This window comes from Sorangium sp. So ce1335, assembly GCF_051521615.1.
Taxonomy (GTDB): Bacteria; Myxococcota_A; Polyangia; order Polyangiales; family Polyangiaceae; genus Sorangium.
Genome location: NZ_CP150363.1, coordinates 6,828,917 through 6,846,116 on the forward strand (window position 1 = coordinate 6,828,917; position 17,200 = coordinate 6,846,116).

13 protein-coding genes are annotated in these 17,200 nt (G+C 73.6%); 9 read left to right on the plus strand and 4 right to left on the minus strand.

Annotation, left to right across the window (positions count from 1 at the left end; all coding sequences use genetic code 11):
* Position 1: 1 nt before the first annotated feature.
* Both WMF24_RS25310 and WMF24_RS25315 read right to left on the minus strand, forming a co-directional pair.
* Entirely contained in the window at positions 2-1,243 is a 1,242-nt protein-coding gene (locus WMF24_RS25310; protein ID WP_437729949.1) for an efflux RND transporter periplasmic adaptor subunit, read from the minus strand.
* Positions 1,240-2,751 (minus strand): TolC family protein, encoded by a 1,512-nt coding sequence (locus WMF24_RS25315; RefSeq protein ID WP_437729950.1) that lies wholly within the window; start codon positions 2,749-2,751, stop codon positions 1,240-1,242. The genes WMF24_RS25310 and WMF24_RS25315 overlap by 4 nt, the downstream gene beginning before the upstream one ends.
* A 116-nt stretch (positions 2,752-2,867) precedes the next feature.
* Here WMF24_RS25315 and WMF24_RS25320 point away from each other — a divergent pair, with 116 nt between their 5' ends.
* The 8 genes from WMF24_RS25320 (at position 2,868) to WMF24_RS25355 (ending at position 10,561) form a co-directional block, all read left to right on the plus strand.
* A complete protein-coding gene (locus WMF24_RS25320) occupies positions 2,868-3,584 on the plus strand; it encodes a response regulator transcription factor (RefSeq protein ID WP_437729951.1) in 717 nt (238 codons plus the stop codon).
* A 54-nt stretch (positions 3,585-3,638) separates the two neighbouring features.
* Positions 3,639-4,991: an ATP-binding protein gene (locus tag WMF24_RS25325; RefSeq protein ID WP_437729952.1), complete on the plus strand. Its 1,353-nt coding sequence runs from the start codon at positions 3,639-3,641 to the stop codon at positions 4,989-4,991.
* 130 nt (positions 4,992-5,121) lie between these two features.
* Positions 5,122-6,327 carry an AAA family ATPase gene (locus WMF24_RS25330; RefSeq protein ID WP_437729953.1) on the plus strand — a complete coding sequence of 402 codons (1,206 nt, stop codon included), beginning with the start codon at positions 5,122-5,124 and terminating at the stop codon, positions 6,325-6,327.
* Between the two features lie 2 nt (positions 6,328-6,329).
* Positions 6,330-7,148 (plus strand): hypothetical protein, encoded by an 819-nt coding sequence (locus WMF24_RS25335; protein ID WP_437729954.1) that lies wholly within the window; start codon positions 6,330-6,332, stop codon positions 7,146-7,148.
* Positions 7,149-7,633: 485 nt separating this feature from the next.
* Positions 7,634-8,500: a hypothetical protein gene (locus tag WMF24_RS25340; protein WP_437729955.1), complete on the plus strand. Its 867-nt coding sequence runs from the start codon at positions 7,634-7,636 to the stop codon at positions 8,498-8,500.
* A gap of 94 nt (positions 8,501-8,594) precedes the next feature.
* Entirely contained in the window at positions 8,595-9,791 is a 1,197-nt protein-coding gene (locus WMF24_RS25345) for an aminoglycoside phosphotransferase family protein (protein ID WP_437729956.1), read from the plus strand.
* 71 nt (positions 9,792-9,862) lie between these two features.
* On the plus strand, positions 9,863-10,132 hold the full coding sequence (locus WMF24_RS25350; RefSeq protein ID WP_437729957.1) for a zf-TFIIB domain-containing protein: 270 nt from the start codon (positions 9,863-9,865) through the stop codon (positions 10,130-10,132).
* A 147-nt stretch (positions 10,133-10,279) separates the two neighbouring features.
* A complete protein-coding gene (locus WMF24_RS25355) occupies positions 10,280-10,561 on the plus strand; it encodes a pyrimidine/purine nucleoside phosphorylase (protein ID WP_437729958.1) in 282 nt (93 codons plus the stop codon).
* 167 nt (positions 10,562-10,728) lie between these two features.
* Here WMF24_RS25355 and WMF24_RS25360 read toward each other — a convergent pair whose 3' ends face one another.
* Together WMF24_RS25360 and WMF24_RS25365 are read right to left on the minus strand one after the other, a co-directional pair.
* Positions 10,729-11,406: a haloacid dehalogenase type II gene (locus WMF24_RS25360; protein ID WP_437729959.1), complete on the minus strand. Its 678-nt coding sequence runs from the start codon at positions 11,404-11,406 to the stop codon at positions 10,729-10,731.
* 233 nt (positions 11,407-11,639) lie between these two features.
* The gene (locus WMF24_RS25365; protein WP_437729960.1) at positions 11,640-15,503 is read right to left on the minus strand and encodes a serine/threonine-protein kinase; all 3,864 of its coding nucleotides are present in this window, start codon (positions 15,501-15,503) and stop codon (positions 11,640-11,642) included.
* A gap of 665 nt (positions 15,504-16,168) precedes the next feature.
* On the opposite strand from WMF24_RS25365, the gene WMF24_RS25370 reads away from it, so the two are divergent.
* Positions 16,169-17,059 (plus strand): serine/threonine-protein kinase, encoded by an 891-nt coding sequence (locus tag WMF24_RS25370; protein ID WP_437738853.1) that lies wholly within the window; start codon positions 16,169-16,171, stop codon positions 17,057-17,059.
* Positions 17,060-17,200: the final 141 nt, after the last annotated feature.

Here is a 17,200-nt window from a genome sequence, read left to right on the forward strand (position 1 = left end):
CTCAGCGGCCCCCTCGGCCCATGCCCATGCCCATCCCGCGCATCGGGTTGGAGCCGCCCGGCCGCTGCCCCTGCCCCTGCGCGCCCGGGGCGGCCGCGGGCGGCGCGCTCGCGAGCACGTCGTCCCCCTCGCTGAGCCCCTCGAGCACGACCATCTGCGTGCCGTCCGTCGCCCCGGTCTTGATCGGCCGCTCCTCGCCGCTCGCGAGCCGCACGAACCGCCGCTTGCCGGCCGACTGCACGGCGAGCAGCGGCACGAGCAGCACGTCCTTCTGCTCCGCGGTCACGATCTCCACGTCCGCGCTCATCCCCGACCGGAGCAGCGACGCGTCCTTGTCGTTGACGACGATCTCGACGTCGAACGTCACGACGCTCGACGTCTCCTTGCCGAGCGGGCTCACGCGGTCGACGACGCCCTGGAACACCCGGTCCCCGTAGGCGTCGACGCGGATGTCGACCCGCTGGCCCGGGGCCACGCGGCCGATCTGCGCCTCGTCGATCGCGCCGACGATGCGCAGGTTCGACAGGTCGGCGAGCGTCATCACGGCGCTGCCGCCGCTCACGTTGGTGAGCGCCGACGAGACGAGCGTCCCCACCTCCACCGCCACGTCGAGCACCGTGCCGGCGATCGGCGCGTAGATCTGCATCTCCTTCAGGCGCGTCTCGGCGTCCTGCACCGCGAGCTCGGCCGTCTTGAGCTGCGCCTGGGCCGCGGTCACCTGCGCGCGCCGCAGCGTCATGTTGGCGCCCGCGACCTTCGTCGAGTGCGCCGCCGACCGGGCGGCGTCGGTCGACCCGAGGCCGAGCTCGGCGCTCTTCTCGGCGATCCCCTGGCTCACCTCGTTGTTCTTTCGCTCGAGGTCGGCGACGGCGAGCGACGCCTGCGCCGCGGCGAGGTCGGCCTTCACGCGGTCGCGCGCCACGCGCGCCTCGTTGAGGCCGCGCTCCGCGTCCGTCGGATCGAGCTTCACGAGGAGCTGCCCGGCCTCGACCTGGTCGCCCTCCTTCACGAGCACCTCGATGACCTGGCCCGAGGCGCGCGACTTCACCTCGACCTGGACGTCGGGCTCGATCTTCCCGGACGCCGCGGCGGTCTCGGTGAGGCTCCCCTTGCGGATCTCGACCGTGGGGCCGGCCGGCGCCTGCGAGGGGGTCTGATACCAGGCGTACCCGCCGATCGCGAACGTCGCGATGGCCGCCGCGGCCACGCCGGACATCAGGTAGCGTTTCTTGTTCCTGTTCATGACGACCTCCTGGGAAGCACCGAAGCGAAGCGCTCGAGGAGCGCGCCCGTGGCGTGCTCGAGCTGGAACCGCGACGTGAGCTCTGTCACCGCGGCCCGCAGCCTGCGGAGCTCCGCCTCCCGCAGCGTCTGCTCCGCCTTCACGACGTCCGCCGACGTCGATGTCCCGAGCAGGAGCCGCTGCCGCTCCGCCTCGGCCAGCTCGCCGGCGAGGCGGGCCGTCTCCGTCGCGATCGAGACCTGATCGGCGGCGGCCTCGAGGCTCACCCGCAGCGAGGTGATCTCGGCCGTGATCGCGTCGGCGCGCGCCCTGTAGCGGGCCTCGGCCGCCGCGAGCTGCGTGCGCGCGCGCGCCGCGTCGGCGGACGCCCGGCCCCCGCCGAGCGGCAGCTCGAGGTCGAGCCCGCCCAGCACGCTGAACGCCGGCCGCCCGCCCGGCAGCGAGAGCCCGGACAGGTCGTCGTCCGCCCACAGGGTGCCCACCGACGCCGTCGTGAACACGTCGAGGCGGATCTGATCCGCGTCCTCGGCGGCGCCCACACGCGCGCGCAGCGCCTCGAGATCGGCGCGCAGGGCGGCGAGCTCCTGCGACCGCTCGCTGGCGGCCTTCACGAGCGCGGCGGCGGGCGGCAGGGCCCCGAGCGACGGCGGCGCGCCCGTCGCGGCGAGCGACGCCGCGCGCGCCGGGTCCATGCCGAGCGCGCGCCCGAGCGCGATCGCCCGCGCCGAGCGCGCCGCGCGCGCCTGCGACAGCGCGTCGGCGATCGACCCGGCCGACGTCGAGAACTGCAGCACGTCGACGCGCGTGCCGGTCCCGAGCGTCTCGGCGCGGGCCCTGGCGTCGGCGAGCTGCCGCTGCGCCGCGGCGAGCGCCTGCTCCTGCACGCCGATCGCCTGCTCCGCGTACCAGAGCTCCCAGTACGCATCGAGCACGTCGAGCGCGGTCTGGCTCGCCATGAGCTCGCGCTCCCGCTCCACGGCGACCGCCGACGCCTCCGCCTGCGTGAGCGGCGCGAGCACGGCGTCGGTCCCGGCGCCCCGGAGGAGCGGCTGCCGCGCGGACACGTACGCCTCCGCCCTGTAGGTGGGCCCGGCGATCGCGCCGTCGAGCGCTCTCCTGTCGTCGCTCTGCCACCCCGAGTTCGCCGACGCGCCCACCTCGAGGCCCGTGCCGATGTCGGTCGTGTACCGGAGCGCCGCGTTCCCCGCGACGGACGTGCTGTCCGAGCGCGCGAGGCCGGCGCCGCCGCCCCGGAAGGCCTCTGTGTACTGCCCTGTCACCGAGGCGGAGAGCGTGGGCCTGCGGGCGCCTTGCTCGGCGGCCACGGCCTGTCGCGCGGCGGTGGCCTCGAGCAGGGCCGCGCGGAGGGTCGGGTTGTGGGAGGCCGCGCGGCCGACCGCTTCTTCCGCGGTGAGCGTCTCGGCGCGCGCCGCGCTGCTCAGCGAGCACGCGGCGATGAACGCGAGGGGCGCCAGCCACGGCAGGGGAACGGAGCGAGAGAGCGTCATGCGCCGCAAGCTAGAGGGCAGTGTCTCAAGAGGTGTCCGGTTCGTGTAAAGATTCGTCAAGAGCCTTTTGACCAGCCCTTACACGGCGTCGCGCGGGCCGCGCTAGAGTCCCCGGCATGGCGGATCCGCCCCAGATCCTGGTCATCGACGACGACGCCGAGCTCTGCGAGCTCCTGGCCGAGCTGCTCGGCCAGGAGGGTTATGTGGTCGAGAGCGCGCGCGACGCGATCACCGGCCTCGCGCGCGCGCAGGACAAGGCGTTCACCCTCGTGGTGCTCGACGTGATGCTGCCCGGGCTGAACGGCTTCGAGGTGCTCACGCGGCTGCGGCAGAGCTCCCGGGTCCCTGTCCTGATGCTCACGGCGCGGGGCGAGGACGTCGACCGCATCGTCGGCCTCGAGATGGGCGCGGACGACTACCTGCCCAAGCCGTTCAACCCGCGCGAGCTCGTCGCCCGGGTGCGCGCGCTCCACCGGCGCGCCGCGCCTCCGGGCGCGGTGGGCGCGGCGGCGCCGGGCCCCGCCGAGGTCCTCACGGTGGACGACCTCGAGGTGGCGCCCGCGGCGCGGCGCGTCCGCGTGCGCGGCGAGGAGATCAAGCTCACGACGGCCGAGTACGACCTGCTCGAGGTCCTCGTCCGGCAGGCGGGCACGGTGGTCTCGCGCGAGGAGCTCGCGAAGCGCGTCCTCGGCCGCCGGCTCGCGGCGTACGACCGCGGCATCGACATGCACGTCTCGAACCTCCGCCGCAAGCTCGGCCCCGGCCCGGGCGGCGGCGAGCGCATCAAGACGGTGCGCAACGCGGGCTACATCCTGGCCCGGGAGCGCGCGTGAAGAGCCGCTGGCCCGGAGGGTGTTCGTGAAGCGCTTCGTCCTCGGAGGGTGCCCATGAAGAGCCTGTTCCTGCGGCTCCTCGTCTCGCTGTGGATCGCCATGGCGCTCCTCGTCGGCCTGTTCGCGGTGATCCACGGCTGGGCGTTCTCGGCGGAGTCGAGCTCGCTGCGCCGCCGCCTGAACACGCGCACGATCGAGCTCCGCGCCGAGAGCGCGATCACCTGCGCGCGGGACGGGATCGACGGCTGCGCGCAGCGCCTCACGCCGCTCGATCCCCGGGACCAGCGCGTCGCCGTCTACAGGTCCGGCGCGCTCGTGGCCGGCGAGCCGGTCGAGGGCGCGGCGGGCGTCGAGGAGCGGGCGAGGCGCTCGGCCGACGGCATCGCCGTCGAGATCGACGACCGGGAGCTCGTCGCGGTCGTCCTGCGCCGCGACCCGGCGCTCGTCGCGGTCGCGACGGGCCCGGTCCGGTCGCCGTGGATGTTCTTCATCGTGCCGGAGACGTTGCCGCTCCGGCTCCTCGCGATCGTCGCCGTCACCGGGCTCGTGGCGGTGGTCCTCGCGCGGTACCTGTCGCGCCCGATCCGCGTCCTCAGGGGCGCGACGCAGCGGATGGCGGCGGGCGATCTCTCGGTGCGCGTCTCGCAGCAGCTCGCGGGCGCGGACGGCGAGACGGTGGCGCTCGGCCGCGACATGGACCGGATGGCCGAGCGCATCGACGAGCTGCTGGAGACGCAGCGCCGGCTGCTCCGCGACGTCTCGCACGAGCTCCGGTCGCCGCTCGCGCGGCTCAACATCGCGCTGGAGCTCGTCCGGCGCCGTTCGCCGCCGGACGTCGAGCCGGCGTTCGACCGGATCGAGCGCGAGACGGAGCGGCTCAACGGGATGATCGGCGAGCTCCTCACGCTGAGCCGGCTGGAGACGGGCCGGGGCATGGAGCGCACCGAGCGGGTCGACCTGACGGCGCTCGTGGAGCAGCTCGTCGAGGACGCGTCGTTCGAGGCCGAGCAGCAGGGGTGCTCTGTCGAGCTGGGCTCGCGCGACGCGTGCTCGCTGGACGGCAACGGCGAGCTGCTCCGGCGGGCGATCGAGAACGTGGTGCGCAACGCGGTGCGCTTCACCGAGCCGGGCACCGCGGTCCGGGTCGACCTCGTGTGCGCCGGCGGCCTCGCCGAGCTGCGCGTGCGCGACCATGGGCCGGGGGTCCCGGAGGCGGCGCTCGGGGACATCTTCAGGCCGTTCTACCGGGTCGACGACCACCGGGCGCGCGGCGCCGGCGGCACGGGGATCGGCCTGGCGATCACGCAGCGGGCGGTGCTGCTGCACGGCGGCGAGGTCGAGGCGAGGAACGCGGAGGACGGCGGGCTCGTCGTCGCGCTGCGGCTGCCGGTGGTGGCGGGGGGCTGAGCCGAGCGCCGGCAGGCGCGGTGGACGGAGCCCGGTTGGTCGCCTCCTCTGCCGGCGTTTGGGTATATACCCTGTCGGTGCCCGAAGGACCTCGGCGGCGCGGCCCGGCACGTGACAGGCGGCGACAACCATGATCCAGCAGGTCTCCTTCACGAACTTCAAGTCCCTGCGCAGGGTCGACGCTCACCTCGGGCGCTTCATGGTCATCGTCGGGCCGAACGGCTCCGGCAAGACGAGCATCCTCGACGGCCTGCACTACCTGGCGCACGTGACGCGAAGTCCGCTGGCGCAGGTCATGCGCGGGGTATTCGCCCCTCCGAGCCTGAAGAGCCGCGGCAGTACAGGTGCCATGAGGCTCGCGCTCAGCGGCAGATTCCACGGTGTGAACGCCGAAGTCGAGCTCACCGTCGAGTGCGAGGACGACGCAAACGGCAGCTCCCACTGGCTCGGGAAGCTCGCTCGACGCTGGGGTGATGTCATCGAGGAGACCGCCGAGACAGACAGGGGATCGCGGCACCTCAAGCCGGAGCCGCTGGTGGCATCACCGCCAGAGAGCGTGCGGGAGCATGAGCACCCCGAGATGACGGAGCTCGAGAGAGAGCTCGGCTCCGCGCGCAAGCTCCGGCTGGACCTCGAGGCACTCGCGGCGCCGTCGTACAGCGAGGAAGAGACACCTCACCTCGCGACGAACGGCAAGGATCTCGCGTCGGTGCTGGCAGACGCGGCGGGGCGCAGCCCCGAGGTGTTCCAGTGGATCCAGGAGGCCGCGCGCCGGGTGATCCCGACGCTCGAACGGATCCGCACGCGTCGCGCCAAGGTGCACAGGCGCGAATACCAGGACGTTCGCATCGACGGCGAACCGATCCTGCACTCCGTGGATCGCTTCTACTGGGGCCAGCAGCTCGTGCTCGACTTCAAGGGCGCCCCGGATGTCCCGGCGCCGCTTGCGAGCGAGGGCACCCTGCTCGTCATCGGCCTGCTCACCGCACTGTGGATGGAGCCCCGCCCCCGGCTGCTGCTCCTCGACGACATCGACAAGGCGCTTCACCCGCGCGCGCAGGAGGAGCTCGTGACGCAGATCCGAAAGATCCTGGAGATGTCGCCCGAGCTCCAGGTCATTGCCACCAGCCACTCGCCCTATCTCCTGGATCACTTCGACGCGCAGGACGTGCTCCTCACGGCGCTCCTGCCGGATGGATCCACCGCCTGCGCCCGGCTCACCGACCACCCCGATTTCGACCGCTGGAAGAGCACGACGCGATCCGGTGAGCTCTGGAGCTTCGTCGGCGAGGACTGGGTTGCGCAGCAGGCACGCACCCCTCAGGAGCAAGGCTGAGCGTGACGGCCCATCGCGTCGGGCTGGTGGTCGAGGGCCCGGATGACGCGAGGACGGTGCCAGGGCTCGTCGATCGCGTCCTCACGGACGCGTTTTCCGTTCCGGAAGGCAAGCTCGGGCAGGCTCGAAGCTATTGCGGTATCGAGCCCGGTGCCTCGTGCGTCATGTGGAGCTCGGTCCATCACTATCGAGTTCCGCGAAGACACGGACACTTCGGGGGAGAGCCGGCGATCGAGGACGCTCGTACGGCCGTGCTGGCGCTCCGTGGCTTCGTCGCTCGGGATCCGCGGCCCCGGGCTGTCGTGCTGGTGCGCGACAGCGACGGAAGGGCGGCCGAGCGCCGCCAAGGCCTGGAGCAGGCGCGACAGGACGCCGACTGGCCCTTCGAGGTGATCCTCGGCGTCGCCCACCCGATGCGAGAGTGCTGGGTGCTCGCCGGCTTCGTCCCGGGTACCAGGCAAGAGACGGCTTCGCTCGCCGACCTCAGGAAGGAGCTCGGCTTCGACCCCACCGCCAGGTCGCACGAGCTCGACGCGTCGAGCAAGACGGCGAAGAAGAGCCCGAAGCGCGTTCTTGACCTCCTCACCGGCGGCGAGAACGAGCGTGAGGCGCGGTGCTGGACGGAGCCGCCCCTCGCCCGTCTGCGCGAGCGAGGAAGGGACAACGGCCTCGCCGCATTCCTGAGCGAGGTCGAGGATCGGCTTGTGCCTGCCTTGGCGAACGCTGCCTTCGGGGAAAAATCCAGCGCTGAGCCGGATCCAGCGCAGCCGTCCGTGCAAGAGGGGGACGATACGGGCGCCAGCGTCCCCGACCGCTCCTGAACCCCGGCTCTCCCCTCCGGTTTCGATCTCGGATCGACCCGTGCCCTTCCGGGGCCGGCGGTCTTGATCTCGGACCGACCCGCCCCCCCTCCCGAGGTGGCTCCGCCACGTCGCGACCTCCCCGCGCCGCCTTTTGAGGCCGCCCCATTCGGTCGCGGATCGATCCCACCGCCTCCCGAGGCGGCCCCGCCCCATCGCGACCTCGCCCAGCCGGCCTCCGCACCGCCCCCATTCGATCCCGGATCGACCTGCACCCCCTCCCGAGGCCGCTCCAGCACGTCGCGACCCTGCACGACCCCTCCGACCCCCGCCCGCCGTGCATCGACGCTTCACCGTGCCTGCAACAGTTCAACGCCCACGCCGACACCGCACGAAACCCACACCGCACATGGGTTGACGCAAAGCAAAACAGGACTTCCTTTACCCGCTCACCCGCAATGCCTCCTCTGGCATTGTCCGCATCACCCCATCAGGAGGTGTCTCCCATGTTGAAGCATCTGAATCTCGACGAGATGATCGCGCTCCTCTCCCCGTGGGTCGAGGATCCGAAGCAGCGCAAGGTGTTCCTGTCGATCCCCGAGGTAGCGCCGCTCCACCCGAGGGTCGTGGAGGCCCACGAGGCGGTGATCGCGGTGCAGCCGAGCAGCCGCGGCACATCGTCGAAGATGCGCGCGCTCATCGCCGAGGGCAACGAGGTCGACCGGTGCCACGATCACCTCGCCCGGGCCGTGTCGTACGGCGTCGACGCGCGACGCGAGCTCTGCCTCGCCGAGGCGCCGGCCGACGCGGACGGCGCCGCGCGGTGCGATCTCGTCCAGAAGAAGCTCTTCCCGAACGGCCTCTCCATCCTCAACGCCTCGCCGCTCGCCGAGGCGGGCAACACGACGCGCATCGCTCGCCTCCTCGAGGAAGAGCCCGAGATCGCCGGCGTTCTCAGGTCCATCCCCGCCCGCGGCAAGACGACCCTGCTCGACGTCGTGAAGCAGTGGCTCACCAAGGGCCGTGAGCTCCAGGCCATCGAGCGCGCCCGCACGGAGCTCGAGGCGACCGAGACGACCACGCCCGTCACGAAGACAACCATCCAGTCCGCCCGCAGCCAGTGGTTCAAGGTCGTGTCGCTCGTGCTCTCCAACCTCGAGATGTCCCGCGCCCCGGCGCGCGATATCGAGATCATCCGCGGGCCCGTGCTCCGGGCCTCGGGCCGCGCGGGCAAGCGCTACGTGAGCGGCAAGCCCGAGGTGGCGCCGGCGGAGGAAGAGGCGGCAGAGGAAGAGGAGGTCAGCCCCGCGTCGACGTCGGGTGAGGCCGACCCGAGCGACGACGAGGACGACGACGAGGGCGCCGTGTCCTGAGCCCCCCTCCCGGAAAGCTCAGCGCAACCCCGATCGAGGGCGCAACGTGCCCTCGACGATGGTCCGGGCTGAGCCGGTGTGCTGAACTCCCCCGATGCGCACCGACCCTCCGCCCGACAGCGGGCTCATCCGCGACCTCGTCCGGATCGGGAGGTCCCTCTCGGGCGACTCCGGTCCTCCGGTCGACCCGATCGTGCTCTCCAGCCGTGTGGACGGGCTGGTCGTGCGGATCGGCGACGTGGTGGTCAAGGCCCATGCGCAGGAGACCAGCCCGCGGGATCTCGTGACGCGGCTAGAGCTCGCGGCGAGCCCGCAGCTCCGCGCCGTGCTGCTCTCCCCGCTCGCCGTCCCCTCGCCCGGAGCCCCGCTGTCGTGGCGCCCGATGCCGCCAGACAACATGCCTGTCGAACACGCGCGCTTCGATGACGCGCTGGACGACACGCACGAGCGGCTCGCGCTGGAGGTGCGCGGCCGGCTGGTCACGGCATGGCCCGCTGGAGAGCCGGTGAGCCCCGACGATCCGGACGCCGCGCCCTGGGAAGAGGCGGCGACGCTGCTCGCGCGCCTGCACGCGACAGCGCTCCCCGCCGTCTCCTCGGCGGGCCGGCTCCCTCGATCGGGCGCGCCCGGCCGGGTCGCCCGCGCGATGGCGCGCCTCCGGGCCGCGGGCCGATCGCCGGCGGCCACCGCGGTGGAAGAGGCCTTTGCCAGGCTGACGCCGCAGGCGGGCGGCGGGACAGCGGCGTCGTCCGATGCATCCTCCGACGCGTCCTTTGCGCGTTTCCTCGCGCACGGCGCGCGCTGGCGAGGGGAGCGGAGCGACGTGCTCGTTCACGGCGACTTCCACCTCGGCCAGGTGATCCGCTTGCCGGACGCGCGCGCGGCCGGCCATGGGACGGCCGGCGCGCCGGACGCACGGCAGCCGCCCCGCGGCGGCCCCTCCGGAGGAGGCTTTCGGCTCATCGACATCGACGATCTCGGCGTCGGCGATCCGGCGTGGGACCTCGCGCGGCCGGCCGCCTGGTACGCCGCCGGGCTGCTGGCGCCCGAGGATCTGTCGCGGTTCCTCTCGGCCTACCGCGCGGCGGGCGGGTGCGCGGTGCCGGCGGAGGGCGACCCGTGGCCGGCGCTCGATGCCGCGGCGCGCGCGCTGGCCGTGCAGTCCGCGGCGCTCGCCGTCGCGGCCGCCAGCCGCGACGGCCGTCCGCTCGACGAGGTGGAGACCGCGCTCGTCGACGCGTGCCGGCGCATGGTCCGCGTCGACGGCGTGGGCGCCCCGCCGATGGTATGATCGCTCGATCAACGTCAACGCCAACGTCAGCTCCCTCTCCGCGGGAAGCTGCCACTCGAAACGAGGCTTCTATGCTGCAGTGTCCCAAGTGCCACGCCACCATGCGGACCTACAACCGCAACGGGATTCACATCGAGCAGTGCGACGGCTGTCGCGGGATCTTCCTGGATTACGGCGAGCTCGAGGCCCTGGCTCGCCTGGAGTCCCAGTGGGCTCCGCCCCCGGCGCCGCCGATGCACGGCGTCCCCGCGGCCCCGCCGCCGCCCGCGTGGGGCGCGCCGCAGCATCACTACGGGCACAGGCGACACAAGAGCTTCGCCAAGATGCTCTTCTCCTCGTGAGCCAAGCCACCTGCGCTGCGACGCACGCGGCGCGACGTGCCTGATGCCGGGACCGGCCTCGATCGCGGCCGCGCCACCGGCCCGCGGCGCCACGACGAGCGCGCGTGTCGGGCTGGCCTCCCGGGGCGGGACGCGGTAGAGGGCGCCATGCTCAAGCACAACAGCTACTTCAACGGCGGCGTCCAGAGCCTCGGCTTCGAGCGCCACGGGCGCCGGCAGACGATGGGCGTCATCGACACAGGCGAGTTCCACTTCTCGACCGAGTCGCCGGAGCGGATGACCGTCGTCGCGGGCGAGCTCGCGATCCGCCTCGACGGCTCGTCGGAGTGGCGCGTGTACCCGGCGGGGACGTCGTTCGAGGTGGCGGGCAAGAGCGGCTTCGACGTCAAGGCCTCGCAGCCGACCGGGTACTTCTGCGAGTTCCTCTGATCGCGCGGGGGCGCCAGGCCCCTTCGCGCCCCCCGCAGCGCGCCTGTCCGCCGTCCCTGTCGGCCCTCGCCTCCGTCCGCCAGCCGCGCTGACGGCGCAGGCGGCCAGCATGACCCGTTCAGCAGCGTCCCGCCCGCCAGCCGCCCTGACGGCTCAGGCGGCCGGCATCACCCGTCCAGCAGCGCGGGCAGCTTCGCGAGCTCGTCGATCTCCAGCGCCCGGCCGCGCAGGCCGTACTCGTCCGGATCTCCCGTGCGGTTCACGCGGAAGGCGCGGTATCCGCAGGCGAGCGCCCCCTGCGTGTCCCACGCGTTGGCAGAGACGAACGCCATGGCGGCGGCCGCGTGGCCGAAGCGGCGCTCCGGCAGGCGGTAGACGAGCGGGTGCGGCTTGAAGACGCCGATCGCCTCCACGCTCAGCACGTCGTCGAGCAGGTCGGCGATGCCCGCGGCGGCGACCGCGGCCGCCAGCATGCCAGGCTCCCCGTTGGAGAGGATCGCTGTCGCGATCCCGCGGCCGCGGAGCGCGTTCAGCACCGGCGGCACCTCCGGGTACGCGGGGCAGGCCCGGTACGCGTCGAGCAGCGCCGCGCGCAGGTCGGGGTCGGAGAGGCCGTGCCGCGCAGCGACGTAGTCGAGCGCGTCCTCCGTGCACCGCCAGAAGTCGCGGTGATGGGCAGGCCCGGTCAGGCTGCGCACCCACGTGTACTCGAGCTGCTTCGCCCGCCAGTCGGCCGAGAACCGGCGCCAGTGCGGACCGATGCGCTCGGACTGCGCCAGCACGGGGGCGTGCACGTCGAGCAACGTGCCATAGGCGTCGAAGACGGCGGCTCGGATGTCCGGCATGTCCTTATGACCTCCCTGGCTTGTGGATCGGTGTCAGAAGAGGGTGAACCGCCAAGACGCCAAGAGCGCCAGGAAACAGAGAGAATATGTACTTTATTCTCTCCTGGCGCTCCTGGCGTTCTTGGCGTCCTTGGCGGTTGATCTCTCTGTCATGATTCTCGGCCTTTGATCATCGATCACCGCCCAAGCATGCCCGATCCCGCCGCTCCCGTCCCGCCGCGCCGCGCCGCGACCTAGGCCCCAAGCCACATCCGCTCGAGCTCGAGCGTCGCCACGTTGTCCGGCACGTTGCCGAGGAATTTCGCGCGCCACGCCGGATCGCCGATCCTCCTCGCCCGGTCGAGCAGGCGCTCCCGCGCGGACGCGATCGCCATCGTCGCCTCCCGCCGGTGGCCGCACGCGGAGAGCGCCTCGGCGTGCGCGAGGCGCACGAGCGACTCGCCCATCTCGGCGCCCACCGACTCGAGGAGGCAGTACGCCTCCGTCGTCGCCGCGAGCGCGTCCACCGCCTGCCCCGCGTCGAGCAGCGCCCGCCCGAGGACGGCGTACGCGAACGCGCGCAGCGGCGGCGCGCCGTACAGGATCGCCACCGCGGCGCGCGCCTCGCGCTCGGCGCCGCCGAGATCGCCCGACAGGAGCAGGATCCGCGCGAGGCACGTCCGCGCCGCGCCCTCCATCCGCACGTCGCCGAGGCGCTGCGACATCGCGATCGCCTCCTCCTCCGTCTGCCGCCCGTCCTCGACGAGGCCCCGCCGCGCGAGCACCGGACCCAGGCTCAAGAGCGCCCCGAGCCGCGCGTCCGAGAGGCCCATCCGCTCCGCGTCCTCGAGCGACGCGCGCAGCGCCGCCTCGGCGCCCTCGACGTCGCCGAGCTCCGCGGTGCAAGAGCCCAGGTTGTTCCGCGCCCAGCAGGCGTTGCGCCGGTCCCCCGCCTGCTCGAACGCCGCGAGCGCCGCCTCGAAGCCCGCGAGGCTCGCGCCGGGATCGCCGTCCGCCATCGCCCGGTACGCGCGCGCCTCGTGGAGCCGCGCCAGCACCTCGACCTCCTGCGGCGTCTCCTCGGCGTCCTGCTCGATCGCGTCGAGCAGCTCGTCCGCGAAGCGGTACCGCCCGCCGAACACGAGACGCCCGGCGCCAGCGCACAGGCACACGCTGCGCGCGGGGCGCGCCGACCGGCGCGGCTCGGTCGTCTGCGCCACGCGCACGAGGCGCTCCACCTGGTCGTGGTTGCCCCGCTTCGAGGCCGCGAGGATCATCTGCGTGAGCGCCGAGAACCACGGCGCCGACCCGGGCGAGAGCCGCTCCAGCGCCTCCATCCCCCGCCGCTCCGCCAGCGCGAACTCGCCGCGCCAGAGGTGCGCCTCGGCCTGGCAGAGCCGCAGCGCCCCGGCCGTCGACTTCGACGCCCCGCGCGCGATGCCGCGCTCCGCGCGCTCGATCGCCGCGCCGAGGTCGCTCCCGAGCAGCGCCTGCTCGGCCGCGCGCAGCGACCACGTCGCCGCCCGCGACGGCTCGCCGCCGCGCTCGAAGTGCTCGGCCAGCGCCATCGGGTCCGCCCCGCCCGCGCGCTCCAGCCACTCGCCAGCGAGCCGGTGGCCGAGGCGGCGGTCGTGATCGGTCAGCATCCCGTACGCCGCCTCGCGCACGAGCGCGTGCCGGAACCGGTACTCGACCGCCTCGGACGCGCCCTCGGCCGCGCGCCGCGCGACGAGCTCCCGCGCCTCGAGCTCGGCGAGCAGCGGGTCGACCGCCGCCCGGCCGACCAGCGCGGCGACCCCGCCCCGCGGGAAGCTCTCGCCGAAGATCGCCCCGGCGCGCAGCGCGCGCCGCGCCCCGACGTCGAGCGCGTCGAGCTCCGCCTGCACCATCGCCAGCACCGTCTCCGGCAGGTCCGCCCCGTGGCCGGCCGCCGCCGCGCGGATCTGCTCCTCCAGATAGAAGGCGTTGCCGTCGGCGCGCTCCACGAGCGTCGCCACGAGCGCCGGGCTCTCGCCCTCCCCGAGCACCTGGCGCACGAGCCGCTCGCTCGACCGGCGCGAGATCCCCGCCAGGCGGAGCTTGTGCCCGCGCCGCTCGTCCCACAGCTTCGGGAAGAGCTCGTGCACCTCGGGGCGGCCGAGCGCCATCACCATGAACGGCCGGTCCTTCAGGTTCCGGAGCGCGGCGTCGACCATCGTGACCGTGGGCAGGTCGCCCCAGTGCAGATCCTCGAGCACGAGCAGCACCGGGTGCTCCGCGCACTCGGCGCGAAGGAAGTCCTCCCACGCGAGGCGGAGCTGATCGCCCATGAGCATCGGGTTCCGCCGCGCCGCGCGGAGCTGCACGTCGTCGTCCGGGAACGGCGCGCCCACGAGCTCGCCGAGGAACGTCGCCACGCGCGCCGCGTCGAGCGCCGCGTGCCGCTCGACCCGCGCCCGCACCTTGCGCCGCCGCTCCTCGATCGGGTCGGCGTCCAGGAGGCCGATCGCGCGCCGGAGCGCGTGCGCGAGCAGGCCGAACGCCGAGCCGGCGCTCATCGGGTCTACCTGCCCGAGCCACACCTCGACCGGCGAGCCCTCCTCCCGGAGGCCGCGGACGAGCTCGTGGCGGAGCCGCGACTTGCCGATGCCCGCCGGCCCCGTCACGAGCACCACGCTCGGGGTCGACTCCTCGATGCAGCGCGCGAGCTCGTCGCGGATCAGCGACAGCTCGCGCTCGCGCCCGACGCACGCCGTCGCCTTGCCGAGCAGGAGCGGCGCCGGGTCCGGCTCCTCGCGCGCGCCGTGGAGCCAGCGGCCCGCCTCGCCGGCGGTGATCTCGAACCGCGGCCCGAGCAGCCCGGCCGTCACCTCGTCGATGCGGATCGCCGCCGCGCGCGACGGGGCGGGGGTCTCGGGCAGGAGCTGGACGACGCGGTCGATGAGGTCGCCGATGGGCATGCGCGAGGCGATCTCCGCCCGGCCCGTGACGACCGCGACCGGCGCGCCGCCGAGGAGCGCCTGCACGGCGAGCGCGCAGCGGGCCGCGCGGGCCGCGAGGTCGGTCGTCGCGCCCGCGCCGGAGAGCACGACGAGCGGCAGCCGCGCCTCGACCAGCTCGAGCTGGCCGCGGTAGCGCGCCGCCGTGGCCGCGAGCGCCTGCGCGCGCGCCTGCTCGTCGACCTCGGGCTGCGCCGGATCGGCCGCGGCGGGGGCGAGCCCGTCGCGCGCGAGGACGAGGCACATCACCTTGCGCTCGCCGGTCGTGAGCTCCGGCGGGCGGATGGAGGGCGCGGGCGGGCGGATGGAGATCGACGCGGGATCCATGAGCGCGGCGAGCTCGGCCGCGACCGCGTTGCCGTCGCTCGGCCGCCCCTCGGGCGACTTCGACAGCATGCGCATGACGAGCTCGTCGAGCGCCTCGGGCACGTCGTCGCGGAGCCACCGGAGCGACGGCGGCTCCTCGATGAGCACCTTGACGAGCACGGCGAGCCCGCGCGCGCCGCGGAAGGGCGCGCGCCCCGAGACGCACTTGTAGAGAAGGCAGCCGAGCGCGAAGATGTCGGCGCGGGCGTCGACCTGCGCCTCGCCGCGCGCCTGCTCGGGGGCCATGTAGCCGGGGGTGCCGAGGATGGCGCCCGGCATGGTGAGCTGCTGGTCGATGCCGGACATGCGGACCACGCCGAAGTCGATGAGCGTGATGCCCTCGATGGCGCCGTCGACGAGCAGCAGGTTGCTCGGCTTGAGGTCGCGGTGGATGACGCCGAGCCGGTGAACGGACCCGAGGGTGATCGCGACGCGCCGGGCGAGCTTGAGGCTCTCTTCCAGGGTGAACGCCTGCCGGGCGAGGCGCTGGGAGAGCGTCTCGCCGGTGAGCCATTCCATGGCGAGGTAGGGGTGCCCGGTGTCGGTGAGGCCGTGCGCGATGTAGCGCACCACGCCCGGCACGCGCAGCGTGGCGAGCGCCTGCGCCTCGCGCGCGAGGCGGCTGGAGTCCTGGGAGGCTGCGTTCTGGAGGACCTTGAGGGCGACGGTCTCGCCCGTCGTGAGGTCGTTCGCGCGGAAGACGTGGCCCATGCCGCCGGCGCCCGCGAGCTCCACGATCTCGAACCGGCCGTCGATGACGTTTCCCGCGCGCATTGCCCCTGCCGCTGCTCCCCGCAGACCGCCGTCCGTCCTGTGTGGGAGCTACGCGAAGTTCATGTGGATGGCCAGCGGTTCGGGGTAGCAGGCGTGTCACCGGGAGCGGCGGCGCCACGCCTCCGCGTTCCCTCATGCAATCACCGCCGATTGCCGCGCTTCGGACCGCATGGTCACCAGAGAGCGCGGTCCGGGGCAACTCCGGAGCGATGACGGGCGACGACGGGTGGCGAGGGGTGACGAGGGGCGACGACGCGCTCGGAGCGGCCGCGCCGCCGCGTCCGGCCGCGGTGCATGTCGGTGCTCCTCCGCTGTCGTCAGAGCGGGCGCCGCGCGGCCTCTCCGCCGTATCGAGCGGGCACGCAACACCGGAGCAGCCACCGCGGCCGCCCGGTGGTCGGTCTCACCTCCACGGCGGCGGGCCTCGACGCCGCACGCCGCGCTCGTCTCGCCGCGTCCGCCCCGTTTCGTCCAGACGGCCTCGAGCGTGGCGCCGGCGACGCGGCGTGGCCGGTGTAGGCGGGGTCCCTTCTTTGCGCGGCCCGGCGCGCGGCGCTTCACCTGTCGCGTCCGCGTGATAAATGAGCTTGTCTGGGACCGGGGGGAGGCGACAGGAACGCGCTCGACCCCTTTTTGTCAAGCGAAGGAGGCCGCTCTTGTCAATCGTGCCCGGAACCGTCCTGCTCCAGCGCTACCGCGTCGTGCGTCACCTCCGCCGCGAGGGGCTAGGCGAAGTGTTCAGCGCCGAGGACGCGAGCACCGGCCGCCGTGTCGCGGTGAAGGTGCTCGGCGAGCCTCCCGCGCGCGTGGATCCGGGGAGCGTGTTCAGCGCGCCGGAGCGAATGCCCCTGGCCGAGGCCGAGGCGCGCTTCCGGCGCGAGGCGCTGGCGTGCGCGCGGCTGCGGGGCCCGCACACGCTCCCGTCGATCGGCGACGGCGCGGACCCGGTGCACGGCCCCGTCATCGTCTTCGAGCTGCGCGAGGGGGAGCTCCTCGTCGACCGCATCGCCCGTCACGGGGCGATCCCGCTCGACGCCCTGCACCCGCTCGGCGAGCAGCTCTGGCTGGCGATCGCCGAGCTCCACGAGATTGGCATCATCCACCGCGACATCAGCTCCGCGAGCGTGCTGCTCGATCGCGGCCCCGAGGGGGAGCGGCTGACGCTCCTGGATCTCGGCTCGTGCAAGCTCCCGCCCCCGCTCTGCGACGAGGAGGCGACCGTCGCGGGCCGCCTCCTCGGCGACCCGCGGTTCGCGCCCCCGGAGCAGCTCATGAAGGGGAAGACGGTGGATCATCGGGCCGACATCTATGCGGCCATGACGGTGGTCTTTCAGGCGCTCACCGGCGAGCTCCCGTACGCCGCGCGCAACCTGATGATGCTCGCCGATCTGAAGACGAGGACGGCACCGCGGCGCCTCGGGAGCCTGATGCCCCCGCCGGTCGACCGGCAGGTCGAGGTGTTCGTCAACCGCGGCCTCGCCCACAGCCCCGACCGCCGCTTCGCGAACATCGCCGAGGTGATCGACGGCTGGCGGGCGCTGCGCCCCGCCACCTGAACGTCGCGGCTGCCCCCGAGCGGCGCCCCGCCGCTGAAGGCTGGACACCCGGGTCTCCCGCTCCACGAAACGCGCCCGCGGACAGGAGGGCGGCACCGGCGCCCTCTCCTCTCCCGCCCTTCCCGCTCTCCGTGTCTTGCT

Excerpts from the sequence above, each read along its gene's own strand:
- WMF24_RS25350 (WP_437729957.1), top strand. The coding sequence starts at position 9,863 with ATGCTGCAGTGTCCCAAGTGCCACGCCACCATGCGGACCTACAACCGC.
- WMF24_RS25340 (WP_437729955.1), top strand. The coding sequence starts at position 7,634 with ATGTTGAAGCATCTGAATCTCGACGAGATGATCGCGCTCCTCTCCCCG.
- WMF24_RS25355 (WP_437729958.1), top strand. The coding sequence starts at position 10,280 with ATGCTCAAGCACAACAGCTACTTCAACGGCGGCGTCCAGAGCCTCGGC.
- WMF24_RS25360 (WP_437729959.1), bottom strand. The coding sequence starts at position 11,406 with ATGCCGGACATCCGAGCCGCCGTCTTCGACGCCTATGGCACGTTGCTC.
- WMF24_RS25315 (WP_437729950.1), bottom strand. The coding sequence starts at position 2,751 with ATGACGCTCTCTCGCTCCGTTCCCCTGCCGTGGCTGGCGCCCCTCGCG.
- WMF24_RS25320 (WP_437729951.1), top strand. The coding sequence starts at position 2,868 with ATGGCGGATCCGCCCCAGATCCTGGTCATCGACGACGACGCCGAGCTC.
- WMF24_RS25325 (WP_437729952.1), top strand. The coding sequence starts at position 3,639 with ATGAAGAGCCTGTTCCTGCGGCTCCTCGTCTCGCTGTGGATCGCCATG.
- WMF24_RS25345 (WP_437729956.1), top strand. The coding sequence starts at position 8,595 with ATGCGCACCGACCCTCCGCCCGACAGCGGGCTCATCCGCGACCTCGTC.
- WMF24_RS25365 (WP_437729960.1), bottom strand. The coding sequence starts at position 15,503 with ATGCGCGCGGGAAACGTCATCGACGGCCGGTTCGAGATCGTGGAGCTC.
- WMF24_RS25310 (WP_437729949.1), bottom strand. The coding sequence starts at position 1,243 with ATGAACAGGAACAAGAAACGCTACCTGATGTCCGGCGTGGCCGCGGCG.
- WMF24_RS25330 (WP_437729953.1), top strand. The coding sequence starts at position 5,122 with ATGATCCAGCAGGTCTCCTTCACGAACTTCAAGTCCCTGCGCAGGGTC.